This is a genomic window from Ornithinimicrobium sufpigmenti (assembly GCF_004322775.1).
In the GTDB taxonomy this organism is placed as follows: domain Bacteria; phylum Actinomycetota; class Actinomycetes; order Actinomycetales; family Dermatophilaceae; genus Ornithinicoccus; species Ornithinicoccus sufpigmenti.
Genome location: NZ_CP036403.1, coordinates 2,279,109 through 2,294,139, shown reverse-complemented (window position 1 = coordinate 2,294,139; position 15,031 = coordinate 2,279,109). Strand labels below are relative to the sequence as shown.

The following is a 15,031-nucleotide window of genomic DNA, read 5'->3' as shown; positions in this document are numbered from 1 at the left end:
CTCAGCCCTTCAGTCCGGAGCGGGCCACGCCCTCGATGAGGTAGCGCTGGAGGAAGACGAACAGGACCAGGACCGGGACGCTGGCCACCACCGCTCCGGCCATGAGCAGGTCGTAGCGGACCGCGTTGGCCGACTGCAGCGTCGACAGGCCGGCCGGCAGCGTCTGGATCTCCGGACTGAACAGCACGTAGATCGGCCACAGGAAGTCGTTCCAGTTCGTCAGGAAGGACAGCAGCGCGAGCGTGGCCAGCGCCGGCCTGGACAGCGGCAGCACGACCCGCCAGAAGGTCTGCCACTGGTTGGCCCCGTCCAGCCGGGCGGCCTCCTCGAGCTCAACGGGGATCCCCAGGAAGAACTGGCGCATGAAGAACACGCCGAAGGCCGAGGCCGCCGTCGGCACGATGACGGCGAGCAGCGTGTTCAGCCAGCCGAGCTCTCCGACGATCAGGTAGTTGGGGATGATGAGGATGACCGGCGGAACGAAGAGGGTGGCGATGATGAGGCCGAAGACGATCCGTTGGCCGGCGAAGCGCATCCGCGCCAGCGCGTAGGCGGCCAGGGCGGACGTCGTCACGACGATGGCGGCGTTGGCCAGCGCGGCGAGCATGCTGTTGCCGAACCAGCGGAGGACGGGGGTTCCCGAGGCGTTCAGGATGGTCTCGTAGGCCTGGGTGGTGAAGGGGTTGGGGATCCACGAGGGCGGGATGGCCCCGGCTTCGGCGCGGGTCTTGAACGAGGTGACCACCATGAAGATCAGGGGGCTGATGAAGATCAGCGCCAGCACGATGAGCACGGCGTAGGTCAGCACCTTGCGGCCCGCACCTCGGCCCTGGCCGGCCGAGCGGTCCTCGGCCGGTGGCGGTGCGTCGGTCGTCCCGCGTATCTGGCCCGCCTCCAGCCGGTCTGGGTCGGTCTCCAGGCTCATCTCAGCCCTTCCTCTCACGGAACAGCCAGAAGACGCCCAGGCTCAGCAGCATGAGGAAGACGGTCAGGACGTAGCTCATGGCGGAGGCGCTGCCCATCTGGTAGTTGCGCAGCCCGGTCTCGGCGATCTGGTAGATGGCGGTGCGGGTGGCCCGTCCCGGACCGCCCTCGGTCATCAGGTAGGACTGGCCGAACATGTTGACCGACGCGATGATCGTGACCATCGTCACGAAGGAGAGGACGGGGCGCAGGCCGGGCAGCGTCACGTGCCGGAACTGCTGCCAGCCGTTGGCACCGTCCACGCGGGCCGACTCGTAGAGCTCCCGGGGGATGTCCTGCAGCCCGGCGAGGTAGATCACCGCGTTGAAGCCGAGCGTCCACCACACGGTCACGCCCACCAGGGCCACCCAGGCGGCTGGGACCGAGGTGGTCCAGGCGATGTCCCCGGGGAGGCCGATGGCGTCGAGGTAGTAGTTGACCAGCCCGATGTTGCGGTCGAGCAGGTAGCGCCACAGCACGGCCACCACCGCCACGCCGAGCACGTACGGGGCAAAGAACACGGCCCGGAAGACGTTGCGTCCCGGGAAGGACCTGTTCATCACCAACGCGACGAGCAACGGGATCACCAGCAGCAGCGGGACGCTCGTGACGGTGAAGATCACCGTCGCCTGCATCGAGTCCCAGAAGATGTCGAAGGTGATGGAGCCCGGCCGGAGCAGGGTCAGGTAGTTGTCCAGACCGACGAACGGCTTCCCCGGCAGCGTGTAGTCGTACCGGTGCAGGCTGATCCATGCCCCATACACGATCGGCGCGATGACGAAGACGGTGAAGAGCGTCAGGTAGGGGGCGAGGAACAGCCAGGGCGTGAGGCGCCCGTGGGTGGTCGGGCGCCGCGACGTGGTGCCCTCGTACGCCGCCGGGGTCTGGACCTCCTCCCCGGTCGGGGTGGCGGACGCCGCCACCTCAGCCTCCGAAGCTCTCGAGGTTCTGCTCCATCAGCTCGGTCGCCTGCTCGCTCGCCCGCTCCAGGGCCGTCGCCGGCTCGCTGCGACCCAGGATCGCCTCGCTGAGCGCCGGCTCCAGAGCCTCCGCCTGCACCCCACCCAGCCCGGGCACGGGCGGCAGGAAGCGCATCGTCTCGATCTGCTCGGCGATGACGCCCTGGGGAGCGTCGTCGAGCACGCCGCTGTCGCGCACGGACTGACGCGCGGGGATCATGCCGGAGCCGGCCCACTCGGCCGACTGCTCGCTCATCCAGCCGATGAACACCTGCGCCGCCTGGTACTTGTTCTCGTCCTCCGTCGCCTGCTTGGTGATGAAGAAGTTGTGCGAGTTGGCCCAGATGGCGTCCTCGTCGAAGATCGTCGGGACGGGGGCGATCTCGTAGGGCACCCCGGACTCCTCCAGGTCGTTGATCTGCCAGATCCCGTCCCAGGTGATGGAGTTCTCGCCGTTCTTGAAGGCTGCGTACTGGGAATCGATCGCCACGTCGGAGGGGCTGTACCCCTCCTCGATGATCGACCGCTGCCACTCTGCGCCCTCCAGCGCCTCAGGGGAGGCGAAGTCGGCCGCCGAGCCGTCCTCCGCGTAGACCTCCGCACCGTTCTGCCAGGCGAGCGAGAGGTACATGAGGTGGCCAGGCCACTGGTTGGGCATCCAGAACGGGTTCTCGTACCCCGCCTCCTGCAGCGCGTCGAGCGCCGCCATGAACGACTCCTCGTCGGTCGGGACCTCGGTGATCCCCGCCTCCTCGAAGTGCTCGGTGTTGTAGTACATCGCCAGGGAGTGGACGTCCAGCGGTATGCCGTAGCGCTGGTCCTCGTAGACGCCGGCCTCCCAGACCTCCTCGCTGAAGTCGTCGGCGCTGAGCCCGAGCCCCTCGGCGATGCTGTCGACGGGGACGATGACGTTGCGGGCGGCGTTGGTCGCGAGCTGGTCCAGGTGCATGACCCCGACGTCCGGGCCCTCGCCGGCGTTCACCGCGGCCGGCACCCGCTGGTAGAAGTCCGCCCACTGGATGGTGTTGGGGACCACGGTGATGTTCTCGTGCTCGGCCATGAACTGCTCGACCAGCTCCTGCATGAACGGGCCGTCACCGCCCGTGAAGCCGTTCCAGTAGGCCAGCTCCACGGCCGGGCCGGTGTAGTCACCGGTGAACTCGGCCCCGTCCCCCGGGCGGGGTGTCACCCTGCTGGGCGGCCTCCTCCGGGGTCATCCCGCCTCCGCAGGCCGCGAGGACCAGCGCGAGGCCGGCGGTGCAGACGGTCAGGGTGGTGCGGCGGGCCGGTGCGGCCCGACGGGAAGACTGCGTGAACCTCATGGGATGCCCCTTTCACCGGGCCGCTGCATCGCGCAGACGGCGCTCGTGGTATGGGCTAGTTGTACTCCTGCTTTTCCGTCCTGTACTGCTCAACCGTCACGTTTGCCCGTCGGCGGTCGTCGGCCGGTCCGTCAGCGGTCCTGTCGCCGCAGCTACCGCACCCGGTCCAGGCGCACCGGCTCCCACGTGGGCCCGTCCACCGACGGTCCCGACGGGCCCCAACGGATCGGGTCGATGCACATCCGGCGCATGGTCATCTCCACGTCCCAGGCGTGGTAGACGAGGACGTCCCGGTCACCGGGTCCGCGGACCACGGAGGCGTGCCCAGGACCCAGCACCTTGCCCGGCACAGTCGCCAACAGCCGCGTCTTGCCCGGCGGGTCCTGCCAGGGCCCGAGGGGGTGGTCGGCCACGGCATACCCCATGCCGTATCCCTCACCCTCCCAGGAACCGCCGGAGTACAGGCAGTAGTAGCGACCGTCCCGGCGCACGACCGCCGGCCCCTCGAGCGTGTGCCAGTCGTAGACCCCGCCGTGGATGGTGCGCTGCCGCTGGAAGATCTGCCAGTCGGCGCTGGGCTGCAGGACCGTGCGGGGCCGGCCGCGAAGGCGGGTCATCGTCTCCAGGACGTCGACGGCCAGCATGGTCCCGACCCGGGTGCCGTCCAGGACGTCCCTGGCGTAGAACAGGTACCAGGTGCCGTCATCGTCGCGGAAGGGGTGGCCGTCGATGGCGAACCGCTCGTCCGGGGTGAGGTCGACCCCGCAGTCGTGGAAGGGACCCAGGGGGCTGTCGGCGACGGCGACCCTCATGGAGTGGCCCACGTCGCCCGTGCCGACGGAGTAGTACATCCACCAGCGGCCGTCGGCCTCCGCCACCTCGGGGGCCCAGTAGTCGGTCCCTGCCTCGGGTGCCAGGGCCTGCAGCGCTCCGCCGGCCAGGGTCCAGGAGATGAGGTCCGAGGCGGTGAGCACCTCGAAGACGAGGTCACCGTGGCGGCCCCCGGTGCCGTAGGCCACATACCTCGGCAGACCCGGGTCGGAGGTGCGCAGCACGAACGGGTCCGCGAAGTAGCCCGGATGGACCGGGTTGCGGTAGTGCCCGGCCGGCGCGGCGGGCCCCGTGGAGGGGATGTCGTTCACGGCTTCTCGGTCATCCGCGGTCCGTGCCGACCGCATGCCCGCCGGTCCGGGAACCGCCCGCCGCCTCGACCCGCGTGGACGCGTGCTCGCCCGCGCGCATGATCGGGAGCCGTTCCACCCTGCGCGCCGCGCGTCCGAGCTCCTGGTCGAGGGCGGCCAGCCAGCTCGCGAGGGCGGGTGCCCTGCGCAGGGCCACCCGCTCCAGCAGGTCCCTCGTCCGGTCGATGGCGGTCAGCGGCAGCGCCGCCACCACGTTGCCGGGCGGTCTGCGGGCCACGACGGGATGGGCCCGGGTGGGGGAGACCCGCCGGACGACCTCCCAGAGCAGGCCCAGCCGGCGCAGCTGGCCCAGGGTGAGCTGCTGCTGCAGCCCGGGCAGCAGCTCGTCCTCCTCGTCACGGACGTCCTCGCGCAGCAGGCCGGCCAGCCGCTGCAGCAGCGGTTCACGTCGAGGGTCCGTGATCTCCAGGTCCTCCAGCCGCGAGACGACCTCGTTGACCTCCTGGTGCTCCTGCTCGACCTGGAGGGTCAGCTCTTCCCCCTCGGGCAGGACGCGGCGCAGCACCGGCCACAGGACGGACTCCTCGGCGAAGGCGTGCGGGAAGACGAGGCGGTAGAGGTCGAGCAGGATCGGTCGCTGCCCGGCCAGCGGGGTCGCGTCCAGCTGGCGGAGGAGCTCCTCCAGACGGATGTGGTCGGCACGCTGGCGGTACAGCACGCTGAGCCGTCCCCCGAGGGCAGCCGGGTCCTGCTGGGCGAGGGACAGGGGCGGTTGGTCCGCCGACAGCGTGGTCATGAAGTCCTCCTCGGAGACGGGCGCCAGATCCCCAGAGTGGTATGCGGTGGGCGGGGCTGTCCTGACGAGCCGCCCCCGGCGTGCTCAGTCGACCCTCGGGCGCTCGTCAGGTACCCGTCAGTCGCACGTCAGGAGCTGCCGTCGGCCTCGGTGACCACGATCTCGGCGACCTCCCGGGTGAAGGTGCGCAGGCATTCGCGGATCGCCAGGGCCAGTGCGCCGAAGAGGACGTCGTCCAGGCCGTCCCGGGAGGGCATGACCCGGGAGTGCTCGAGCACGCTCTCCAGGCTCTCCCGGCTCCGCTGCACCACCTGCGGCTCCGCACGGGCGGCGTCGGGGTGGGCGAAGACGTCCGCGGCCTGGTCCAGCGCGGTGGCCGAACGCCGGCGCAGCACGATGCCCTCCTCGCTCAGGGCTGGGGCCGACTGACCCAGGACCACACCGACCGCCATGAGCGTGGCGGCACACCGGCTGAGCGCCTCGGCGCGGTCCAGCTCCCGGGTGGCACGCGACTGACGCAGCCTGGCCCGGGGGTTGCCGCGCATGGCTCGCCGCGCCTCGATGATCGCCGACCGGAGCTTGGCCTGCGCCTGCTCCAGCTCCACCACGTTGGCGTGCACCACCTCGCCTCGACGGGCCGCGGCCTCGGTCTCCGTTGCCTCCTCCGTGACCTCACCCACGCCCTCCGTGTCCTCACCCACGGCGCCGAGGGCCTGCCCCGCGTCACGGGTCGCGGTCCCCTCCCTGGTCCCGTCGCCGTTCTGGTCGCGCAGGATCGCGGCGTAGCTGCGCATCTGCACCGCGAGCCGGTCCTGCACGTCCGCCACCGCGGTCTGCAGGTCGTCCTCGCCGAGCGGCGCGAAGAGGACCACGTTGACGATGACGCCGACGACAGCTCCGAGCGGGATCTGGACGACATACCCCAGGGCCATCGCCCCAGGTTCCGGCCCGCCGGTGGCCAGCACGAAGAGCGCGGCCATCGGGGTCCAGGTGCGCTGTGCCCCGAACAACCGAGCGGAGCCCAGCAGCACCCCTACAGCGATCGTGACCGCGACCGTGACGGGGTTGGCGAAGGTCAGCGCCTCCACGCCCACCGCGATGGCCACGCCCAGGGTGACGGCGCCGAAGACCTGCAAGGACTCCTTGACGGAGTCGACCAGGACCAGCCCGACAACGGTGAAGGCGCCGAGGGCGGCGTAGTAGCTGTAGCCGTCCAGGGGTTCCGGCAGCAGGGAGCCCAGGTAGTAGGCGACCCCGCTGGCCAGCGCGGCCTTGACGGCGACGATGGGCACGCGTCGTCGCAGGAGCCGGTGCACGCGGGACATGGCTCCACGGTAGGGCTCCTCCGCGCCGACGCACCCCGAGGACCGACGCACCCTGGTGCCAGCCGCCGATCTCACCCCACCGCGCCGCTTCCGGGATGAGACCGGTCGCGGAGGCGCCTAGCCTGGAGGGCATGACCGAGATCGTCCTGATCGCCAATGCCGGAGACGGCACCATCAGCACCCTGCGCCTGCACCGCGGGGACCGACCTCGGTTGAAGGTGCTGGCCACCACCGGGGGCCTGGAGGGGTGCGGCACCTTCGCGGTGGACCGGGGGCGCGACCTGGTCTACGCGGCATACAAGGGCGATCAGGCCGGGATCGCCACCCTGAGCCTGGACCGGGAGACCGGGCAGCTCACCGAGCGCTCCCGCACCACGGTCGAGGCCTCCATGACCTACCTGGAGCTCTCGCGCGAGGCAACCCTCCTGCTCGGCGCCTCCTACGGGGGCGGGGTCGGCCTGGTGTGGCCGGTGCAGGACGGGACGCTCGGGGCGCCGACCGCGCGGACCGAGAACGCAAACCTGCACTGCGTGGTCGCGCACGCCGGGCACGCCTGGTTCGTCTCCCTCGGTGACGACCTGGTCTCCCAGCACGCTCTCTCCGCCGAGGGAGAGCTCAGCCCGCTCGACCCGCCCACCGTGCCGATGCCGGACGGGTCCGGGCCACGACACCTCATCCTCGACCGGGACAGCAGCACCGCCTACCTGGTCACCGAGTACTCCGGCGAGCTGTTCCGGCTCACCCTGGACGACGACGGCACCCTCCAGCCGCACGAGACGGTCAGCTTCGTCGACCCGTCCCAGGGTCTGTCGCACAGCCGGATGGACGCCGACCCGCTGGAGGAACACCTCATCTGGGGCGCCGACGTCGGGGTCGCCGGCGACGTCGTGCTCGCCTCGGAGCGCACCTCCTCCCTGATGACCTCGGTCCCGCTGACGGACGGGCGCCTGGGCGAGCCCGTGGCGTTCACCCCGGTGCCCACGCAGCCGCGCGGCTTCCGGGTCAGCGACGACGGGAGGTATGTGGTGTCCGTCGGTGAGCGCGCCACGGAGGCGGTGCTGCTCGAGGTCGGGCAGGACGGCACGCTGACCCAGGTCGACGTCGCGGGGATCGGCAACGGGGCGAACTGGGTCCGCTTCGTCTGAGGTCAGGCGTCAGCGTCCAGCGCGGGTCGCGTGCTGCTCGTCCAGAGCGGCCAGCCCGGCCAGGGCCTGCTCCAGGGTCGCGAGGTCGTCCGAGCGCAGCTGGGCCACCAGCCGGGTCAGCTCACCCGTGGGCACACCCTCCGCGCGTGCGAGCCGCAGGTTGGTCGAGCCGGTGAGGTCCATCGCCAGCACTGCGTCGGCCTGGGCCCGCACCTGCTGCGCGCGGGACACGGTCGCCTCGCCGGTCGAGGCGCCGCGGCTGTCGGTGGCAGAGCCGGTGGTGCTCGTCGGGGCAGTGTCGGAGGTGCCTGGCCAGAAGATGTCGGCGTAGCCGATGTTGCCGTCCCGGTTGGGGTGGTAGGACTCCTGGATCGGCCAGCTCAGGCCGTTGACCCACTCCGGCGAGTCGCACACGGCGTGCCCCTGGAAGGCCGGGCGGGCGTCGACAGACCGGAACCCGGCCGCCTGGGTCCGCTCGGCGATGACGTCGGCCAGCTGGTCGGTCGCGCCGTTGAGGGCCCGCATCTCGGCGGCGCTGAAGAAGGTGGCCAGGTTGCAGTCGCGTCCGTTGAACAGGTGGGGGTAGTTGCCGATGACGACGTCTGCGGCCGGAGCGCGCGCGGCGATCTCGGCGAACAGCGCGTCGTAGCGCTGCGGCATCTGGCTGTGCAGGAGAGCCAGTGCGTCGTTGATCCGGCCCTGGCAGTTGGACAGCCACCCGGGCAGGGCGCACTGGGTGATCACGCTCGCGTACCCCAGGTCGTTGCCGCCGATGGTTATCGTCACGTAGTCCGTGGCGGGGGAGAGGGCGCCCAGCTGGTCCCGGCGCACGTCTGCGGTCTCGGCACCGGAGCAGGCCTGGTAGTCCAGCTGCAGCCCGTGCGCGTCGGCGAGCAGGGCCGGGAAGCCGTGCGGCGAGCGGTAGCAGTCGTCGACCTCGGCCCGGGTCCCGGTACCCGCGGAGAAGGAGTCGCCCAGGGCGACGTAGTGCGATGGCTCCTCGGCCTGGACGGGCAGGGCGGCCCCGGCCAGCAGGCCGAGCGCCGAGACTGCGGTGACGGAGGTGAGTACGGTGCTCGGGCGGAGGCTCATGTCCAGACGCTGCCCTCCCTGCTCGGCGCGCCGCAAGGCGTCGAGATGGGATTTTGCCCAACCTTTACCCTCGCGCCCACCCGTCAGTTCTCGTCGCGAGACCCCGGCGGGCTGCGCCCGCCCCGGAGGCGCACCCGGGTCAGTCGGGATCGACGACGGCACCCAGCGACATGCTCAGGGCGACGGCGCCGAGCACGTCGAGCCGGGCGCCGCGCACGGCGGCACCGGCCAGGTCAGCTCCGGTGAGCGGCGTCAGCGTGCACCGGACGAAGCTGCTGCCGTCCAGGCGGCAGCCCTCCAGCGCGGCGCCGAAGAAGGAGGTCGTGCTGAAGGTGCAGGCGGTGAAGGACGACTGCCGGTGCACCGAGGCGTTGAACCTGACCTGCTCGAAGGAGCACCCCTCGAACCGGCAACCGCGGGTCTCGGCCTCGGTCAGATCGATGTCGACGAAGGCGCAGTCGCGGTAGGTGCGCGAGGTCAGCTCTGCGGCATACCAGTCCTCGTCGACGAAACGCTGACCCACGACCTCCGTCATGACAGCGGCTGGCAGTCGCCCTCGCAACCGGTCGCCGACGACGGGGAGTCCGGGCGTGGTCGGCGGTGCAGCACGGCGTGGCTGGGGGTGATCCGCACCTGATCGTCGACCAGCTCGGCCGACCCGTCGACCACCAGGCTGTAGCCCTCGGGCTCGTACGGCGGCAGCAGCAGGGTCACCAGCGGGCTCCCGGGCAGGACCCTGCGGGCCGTGCGGCCGGGCCGCGGGAGGACGAGGACGTCGTCCCGCACCTCGACCTCCACCTCGCCGACGTGCGGCCGGTCCTCGCCGGCGATCAGCAGGTACGCGGTCGGGTGCCTGGGCACCGCCTCGGCCAGCTCCGACAGGTCCACCAGGATGCTCATGCCCCCATCCTGGCCCAACCGTCGGACAGGCAGACTGGCGACATGGGTATGCCGTCCGCGCCGCCGTCCATCCGTCCCTCCGGCAGGGTCACCGGCCTGCTGCTGGCCGCGGGTGCGGGACGCAGGTACGGCGGACCCAAGGCGCTGGTCGACGACGGCTCAGGCCCCTGGGTGGTGCGCGCGGTGCGGACTCTGCTCGACGGCGGGTGCGGAGACGTGCTGGTGGTGACCGGTGCCGCGGCCGAGGAGGTCGAGTCGCTGGTGGCGGGCATGAGCGACGCTCGGGTTGCCACCACCCGGTGCGGCACCTGGGAGCAGGGGATGGGGGAGTCCCTGCGGGCGGGGCTGACGGCGCTGGCGACCCGTGGACGCACCATCCCTGCGCAGTCCCTCGTGCACCTCGTGGACCTGCCGGACGTCGGCCCCGACGTCATCGCGCGGCTGCTTGCCGCCCAGCCTGCCGGTGCCGCGGGCGTCGGGCAGGACGCCCTGGTGCGGGCGGCATACCGGGGCGTGCCGGGGCACCCGGTGCTGCTGGGTCAGGACCACTGGCAGGCGGTGCTCGACGTCGCCCGCGGTGACGCCGGTGCGCGCGCCTACCTGCGCAGGGCCAGACCCGAGCCGGTGGAGTGCGGAGACCTTGCGACGGGGACGGACGTGGACACGCCTGACGTTCGGCCCGCGGGGACAGAGCAGGCAGGGTCCGAGGGGCAGGCGTGAGCGCTTCGGGGCCGGGTCACCAGCTGCGCCGGAGCAGCCCGACAGCTTCGTCCAGCTCCAGGCCGTCGTCGCGCGCAGCGCGGGCCAGCGCCTCCGCCGCGCGCCCGCTGGCCGAGGCCGGTCCGTGCCCCGCACGCACCAACGTGCCACCACGGCCCCTGGTCTCGACATGCCCCTCCTCCTCGAGCTGCCGGTAGGCCTTCGCGACCGTGTTGACGGCCACCCCGAGCTGCGTGGCCAGCGCCCGCACCGGGGGCAGCTTCTCGCCGGGGACCAGCCGGCCCGTTCCGATCGCCGCGACGGTCTGGTCGACGATCTGCTCGTAGGCAGGGGTCGGCAGACCGCTGTCCACCTTCCAGACGTCGATCCGGGCCACCCCCGGACAGTAGGCAGACCGGCCGGCTGCCGTCAACGCGCTTCGCATGGACGACCGCGGGGCCGCCGAGCAGACTGCGAGGACAACCCGCCCGTGGTGAACGGCGCGGCGACGGAGGAGCGAGAGGACACGAGCATGAGTGAGCAGTCGGGGTCGGAGCACGAGGGACAGCAGGAGCCCCTGAACGAGGAGGGGGCGGGCATGGGCATGGACGACGAGCCCAACACCTTCGAGCCGGAGGAGGACCCGGAGGCGACCGAGGAGCCGGAGGGCGAGTAGCGCACCTGACGGACCGGGGGAGGGGCGCCCGGACCGCCCCCCGGCACCCCGCCTTAGACTCCACGACCATGGAGCCCAGCGCCGCGTTCGACAGCCCGCAGGCACTCGCCGACGCCCTGACCGGCACGGCCTACCTGGCCGACGAGGGGCTGGCGACGGTGACCTGGCTGGCGCACCGGCTGCAGCGGCCGCTGCTGCTCGAGGGCGAGCCCGGCACGGGCAAGACCGCGCTCGCCGAGGCGCTGGCGCAGCTGCAGGGCGTGCCGCTGATCCGACTGCAGTGCTACGAGGGGATCGAGGCCAGCCAGGCGCTCTACGACTGGGACTTCCCCCGGCAGATCCTGCACCTGCGGGCCGTGGAGACCGCGGCCGCCGCGCACCGCGACGCCGGGGCGGTCGGGTCCAGCGCGGACCTGGAGGCCGAGCTCTTCGACGAGCGCTTCCTGCAGGCCAGGCCGGTGCTGCGCGCGTTGCAGGAGGCGCCCTGCGTCCTGCTCGTCGACGAGGTGGACCGGGCCGACGACGAGTTCGAGGCCTTCCTGCTCGAGGTGCTGTCCACGTGGTCGGTGACGATCCCCGAGCTGGGGACCGTGCGGGCGACGACACCACCGCTGGTGGTGCTGACCTCCAACCGCACCCGGGAGCTGCACGACGCGCTCAAGCGGCGGTGCCTCTACCACTGGATCGAGCACCCGGGGCTGGAGCGCGAGCTGGCGATCGTGCGGGCCCGGCTGCCGGAGGTCGAGGAGACGCTCGCCCGGGAGGTGGTCGAGGTGGTTCAGCGGCTGCGCGCGGACGAGGGCCTGGTCAAGCCCCCCGGCGTCGCCGAGACCCTCGACTGGGCACGGGCGCTGGCCGCGCTCGGGCAGAGCCGCCTCGACCCCGAGGTCGCGGCGGCCACCATGGGCGCTGCGGTGAAGTACCGCGAGGACGCCGAGCGGGTCCGGGTCGCGCTGGACCGCATGCTCACCCGTTGAGGCCGCTCGGATGAACGCCGCCGATCCCGCCACCACGCACCCGGCTGCGGCGGACGCCACGACGGACGCAGCGACGGACCCAGCGACGACGACGTCGTCCTGGGACGCCGCGCAGACGCTGGGCGGATTCGCCCGTGCCTGCCGGGCCGCTGGGCTGCCGGTCACGGCCGACCGGGAGCGTGGCTTCCTCCGCGCCTGCGCCGAGGTGGGGCTGCGGTCGCGGGAATCCGTCTACTGGGCCGGACGGGCCACGCTCACCGCCTCCCCGGCGGACTTGGCGCCCTACAACAGGGTCTTCACCGGGTGGTTCGGCGGACAGCCGATGCATGCGGTCACGCCGCAGGAGACCCCCCGGACCAGCACGGTCCAGGCCAGCCTCGACGACCCCGGCGAAGGCGGCGGACCGGACGGGCCCGACGACCAGGACCTGGTGAAGGCGGCCGCCTCCGCGCAGGAGGTGCTGCGCCACCGCGACGTGGCCGGCCTCTCGCCCCAGGACCGGGCCGCCCTGCGCCGGCAGTTCGCGCTGCTCAGGCCGCGCCCGCCGATCCGCCGCGGGCGACGGCATACCCCGAGCCACCGCGGCGGGGTCGACGGCCACGCCACGGTGCGGGCGCTGCTGCGGCAGATGGGCGAGCCCAGCCGGATCCGGCGTCGCCGGCGGGTCGACCGCCCGCGCAGGGTGGTGCTGCTGGTCGACGTGAGCGGCTCGATGAGCGCCTACGCCGACGCCCTGCTGCGCCTCGCGCACACGATGGTGCAGGCGGCACCCCGGTCGACCGAGGTGTTCACCGTCGGCACGCGGCTGACCCACGTGACGCGCGCCCTGCGCGAGCGGGACCCGGACCGGGCGCTGCTCGCCGCCGGCGAGGTCGTGCCGGACTGGTCGGGCGGGACTCGGCTGGGGGAGTCGCTGGCGGTGTTCCTGCGCCGGTGGGGACGACGGGGCATGGCCCGCGGTGCGGTCGTGGTGGTGTTCAGCGACGGGTGGGAGCGCGCCGCGCCGGAGCTGCTCGGTGAGCAGCTACGCGCGCTGCGCTCCCTGGCTCACCGCGTGGTGTGGGTCAACCCGCACCGCGGCAAGGAAGGGTATGCACCGGTGCAGGCCGGCATCGTCGCCGTCCTGCCCCACGTCGACGACTTCATCGCGGGACACTCGCTGGCCGCCTTCGAAGAGGTGCTCTCCGTGGTGGGCGGCGCGGCGGGCGTGAGAACCTAGCGGATATGCGTGACGTACTTGAGAAGCTGCTGACCTGGTGGCGATCCGGGGAGCAGGTGGCCATGGGCACCGTGGTCGGGACGTGGAAGTCCGCGCCGCGGCAGCCCGGGGCGTCCATGCTCGTCGGCTCCGACGGCGAGGCCGTCGGGTCGGTCTCCGGGGGCTGCGTCGAGGGCGCGGTCTACGAGCTGGGCCAGGAGGTCATCGCCTCCGGTTCTCCTGTGCTGCAACGGTATGGCGTGTCCGACGACGAGGCCATGGGGGTGGGTCTGACCTGCGGGGGCATCCTGGACGTCTTCGTCGAGCGCGTCTCGCCGCAGGACTTCCCCGAGCTGGGCGAGGTGGCCGAGGACATCGACGCGGGCCGTCCCGTCGCGGTGGCGACCGTCGTGGCCCACCCGGACGCCGCATACCTGGGCAGGCACCTGGTGATCCGCCCGGAGGGCCAGCCGACCAGCGGCACGCTGGGCACCGAACGGATCGACCACTCGGTGCTGGACGACGCCCGCGGGATGCTCGCCCAGGGCCGCACCGCGACCCTGGAGTACGGACCCCAGGGCGAGCGCCGCGGCGAGGGTCTACGCGTGTTCGTCGCCTCCTACGCGCCCCGCCCGCGGATGCTGGTCTTCGGCGCCATCGACTTCGCCGCCGCCGTCGCCAGGATCGGCTCCTTCCTCGGCTACCACGTCACGGTCTGCGACGCCCGTCCCGTCTTCGCCACCCACAGCCGGTTCCCGGACGTGGACGAGGTGGTCGTGTCCTGGCCGCACCGGTTCGTCGAGGAGCAGGTTGCCCTGGACGCCCTGGACGAGCGCACGGTGGCGTGCGTGCTCACCCACGACCCCAAGTTCGACGTGCCGCTGCTGACCACCCTGCTCGGTCCGGACGGGCCCCCGCTGGCCTACGTCGGCGCCATGGGCTCACGGCGCACCCACGAGAACCGGCTGGCACGACTCCGCGAGGAGGGGCTCACCGACGAGGAGCTGTCGCGGCTGCGCAGCCCCATCGGGCTCGACCTGGGTGCCCGGACCCCCGAGGAGACCGCCGTCTCGGTCGCGGCGGAGATCATCGCCCTGCGCTGGGGCGGTGGCGGGGACCCGCTGCGCGACATCGACGGGCCGATCCACCGGCACGAGGACTGAGTCGGCGAGGCTGAGCCCACGAGGCTGAGCCGATCGAGGAGGGCGCCGCTAGCCGAGGCGGTGCCGCGAGCGGTCGGTCACGGCACTGGCGACGAAGAGCACCGCGGCCAGCCAGACCGGGAAGAGGAAGGGCAGCGCGAAGACCGGGTCCGGGAAGGCCGCCATGCGCGAGACCAGCGTGATGGCGACGAAGCCGAAGAAGGCGATGGCCACGATGCCCACGCGGGCGGCCACCGGCCCGAAGCTGCGGTGCAGCGCCCGCCACAGCAGGACGGCGATGATGCTGACGATGACGACCCCGACCCGCAGGGTCACGATCGCCCGGGCTGAGGCTCCGACCAGGTCACCGAGGACCATGAAGGGGGCCACGGCCACCACTGCGGTGAGCACGACCAGCCACGCGGGAGGAGTCTGAGGTGCGGCGGGCATGGCTTCCACCGTAGCCCGCGGGCCGGGGGAGCGGCACCGCTGGGTAGCTGCCTCAGGCGGCCGCCCGCGCGGACACAAGTTCCCTAGGAATTAGTGCCTATTTCAACAAACAGCGTATGTTTCCTGCTCGGTGCATGTGTCTCGGACCCGTTCTTGATCGGTTGAATTTAGATGATTGACGGACTTAGAAAGCCCTGAGTACTCTCTGGTGCTGTCGACCGGTATCCGGCCGGGCCGCCTCGCAT

Annotated in this window: 18 protein-coding genes; 6 read left to right on the top strand and 12 right to left on the bottom strand. The window is 72.0% G+C overall.

What is annotated here, in order from left to right:
- Window position 1: 1 nt before the first annotated feature.
- From ESZ52_RS10505 to ESZ52_RS10480, 7 genes are all read right to left on the bottom strand, one after another.
- Window positions 2-925, bottom strand: coding sequence for a carbohydrate ABC transporter permease (locus ESZ52_RS10505; protein WP_131104900.1), 924 nt, complete (start codon window positions 923-925; stop codon window positions 2-4).
- A 1-nt stretch (window position 926) separates the two neighbouring features.
- Window positions 927-1,886 carry a carbohydrate ABC transporter permease gene (locus tag ESZ52_RS10500; RefSeq protein WP_131104899.1) on the bottom strand — a complete coding sequence of 320 codons (960 nt, stop codon included), beginning with the start codon at window positions 1,884-1,886 and terminating at the stop codon, window positions 927-929.
- 1 nt (window position 1,887) lies between these two features.
- Window positions 1,888-3,111, bottom strand: coding sequence for an ABC transporter substrate-binding protein (locus tag ESZ52_RS10495; protein WP_131104898.1), 1,224 nt, complete (start codon window positions 3,109-3,111; stop codon window positions 1,888-1,890).
- On the bottom strand, window positions 3,071-3,244 hold the full coding sequence (locus tag ESZ52_RS19295) for a hypothetical protein (RefSeq protein WP_181009997.1): 174 nt from the start codon (window positions 3,242-3,244) through the stop codon (window positions 3,071-3,073). The genes ESZ52_RS10495 and ESZ52_RS19295 overlap by 41 nt, the downstream gene beginning before the upstream one ends.
- A 152-nt stretch (window positions 3,245-3,396) precedes the next feature.
- Window positions 3,397-4,386: a glycoside hydrolase family 43 protein gene (locus tag ESZ52_RS10490; protein ID WP_238154559.1), complete on the bottom strand. Its 990-nt coding sequence runs from the start codon at window positions 4,384-4,386 to the stop codon at window positions 3,397-3,399.
- 10 nt (window positions 4,387-4,396) lie between these two features.
- Complete coding sequence (locus ESZ52_RS10485; protein ID WP_131104896.1) at window positions 4,397-5,182, bottom strand: hemerythrin domain-containing protein; 786 nt, start codon at window positions 5,180-5,182, stop codon at window positions 4,397-4,399.
- Window positions 5,183-5,310: 128 nt separating this feature from the next.
- Window positions 5,311-6,507 carry an FUSC family protein gene (locus tag ESZ52_RS10480; RefSeq protein ID WP_131104895.1) on the bottom strand — a complete coding sequence of 399 codons (1,197 nt, stop codon included), beginning with the start codon at window positions 6,505-6,507 and terminating at the stop codon, window positions 5,311-5,313.
- A gap of 131 nt (window positions 6,508-6,638) precedes the next feature.
- On the opposite strand from ESZ52_RS10480, the gene ESZ52_RS10475 reads away from it, so the two are divergent.
- On the top strand, window positions 6,639-7,652 hold the full coding sequence (locus ESZ52_RS10475) for a lactonase family protein (RefSeq protein ID WP_238154560.1): 1,014 nt from the start codon (window positions 6,639-6,641) through the stop codon (window positions 7,650-7,652).
- A gap of 9 nt (window positions 7,653-7,661) precedes the next feature.
- Here ESZ52_RS10475 and ESZ52_RS10470 read toward each other — a convergent pair whose 3' ends face one another.
- The 3 genes from ESZ52_RS10470 to ESZ52_RS10460 all read right to left on the bottom strand — a co-directional run bounded on the left by ESZ52_RS10470 (window position 7,662) and on the right by ESZ52_RS10460 (window position 9,644).
- Window positions 7,662-8,744, bottom strand: a complete 1,083-nt coding sequence (locus ESZ52_RS10470; RefSeq protein ID WP_131104894.1) for an SGNH/GDSL hydrolase family protein — start codon at window positions 8,742-8,744, stop codon at window positions 7,662-7,664.
- Between the two features lie 139 nt (window positions 8,745-8,883).
- On the bottom strand, window positions 8,884-9,279 hold the full coding sequence (locus tag ESZ52_RS10465) for a pentapeptide repeat-containing protein (RefSeq protein WP_131104893.1): 396 nt from the start codon (window positions 9,277-9,279) through the stop codon (window positions 8,884-8,886).
- Window positions 9,276-9,644: a pyridoxamine 5'-phosphate oxidase family protein gene (locus tag ESZ52_RS10460; protein WP_131104892.1), complete on the bottom strand. Its 369-nt coding sequence runs from the start codon at window positions 9,642-9,644 to the stop codon at window positions 9,276-9,278. Before ESZ52_RS10460 ends, ESZ52_RS10465 begins: the two co-directional genes overlap by 4 nt.
- Window positions 9,645-9,686: 42 nt before the next feature.
- Here ESZ52_RS10460 and ESZ52_RS10455 point away from each other — a divergent pair, with 42 nt between their 5' ends.
- Window positions 9,687-10,364, top strand: coding sequence for a nucleotidyltransferase family protein (locus tag ESZ52_RS10455; protein WP_238154561.1), 678 nt, complete (start codon window positions 9,687-9,689; stop codon window positions 10,362-10,364).
- Between the two features lie 16 nt (window positions 10,365-10,380).
- On the opposite strand, the gene ESZ52_RS10450 is transcribed toward ESZ52_RS10455, so the two are convergent.
- Window positions 10,381-10,740, bottom strand: coding sequence for a GntR family transcriptional regulator (locus ESZ52_RS10450; protein ID WP_238154562.1), 360 nt, complete (start codon window positions 10,738-10,740; stop codon window positions 10,381-10,383).
- Window positions 10,741-10,875: 135 nt separating this feature from the next.
- Here ESZ52_RS10450 and ESZ52_RS19290 point away from each other — a divergent pair, with 135 nt between their 5' ends.
- The 4 genes from ESZ52_RS19290 to ESZ52_RS10435 all read left to right on the top strand — a co-directional run bounded on the left by ESZ52_RS19290 (window position 10,876) and on the right by ESZ52_RS10435 (window position 14,357).
- Window positions 10,876-11,019: a hypothetical protein gene (locus ESZ52_RS19290; RefSeq protein ID WP_181009998.1), complete on the top strand. Its 144-nt coding sequence runs from the start codon at window positions 10,876-10,878 to the stop codon at window positions 11,017-11,019.
- A 68-nt stretch (window positions 11,020-11,087) separates the two neighbouring features.
- Window positions 11,088-11,996 (top strand): AAA family ATPase, encoded by a 909-nt coding sequence (locus ESZ52_RS10445; protein ID WP_131104890.1) that lies wholly within the window; start codon window positions 11,088-11,090, stop codon window positions 11,994-11,996.
- A gap of 10 nt (window positions 11,997-12,006) precedes the next feature.
- Complete coding sequence (locus tag ESZ52_RS10440; RefSeq protein WP_131104889.1) at window positions 12,007-13,215, top strand: vWA domain-containing protein; 1,209 nt, start codon at window positions 12,007-12,009, stop codon at window positions 13,213-13,215.
- A 5-nt stretch (window positions 13,216-13,220) separates the two neighbouring features.
- On the top strand, window positions 13,221-14,357 hold the full coding sequence (locus ESZ52_RS10435; RefSeq protein WP_131104888.1) for an XdhC family protein: 1,137 nt from the start codon (window positions 13,221-13,223) through the stop codon (window positions 14,355-14,357).
- Window positions 14,358-14,405: 48 nt separating this feature from the next.
- Here ESZ52_RS10435 and ESZ52_RS10430 read toward each other — a convergent pair whose 3' ends face one another.
- The gene (locus ESZ52_RS10430) at window positions 14,406-14,786 is read right to left on the bottom strand and encodes a hypothetical protein (RefSeq protein WP_131104887.1); all 381 of its coding nucleotides are present in this window, start codon (window positions 14,784-14,786) and stop codon (window positions 14,406-14,408) included.
- Window positions 14,787-15,031 lie beyond the last annotated feature (245 nt).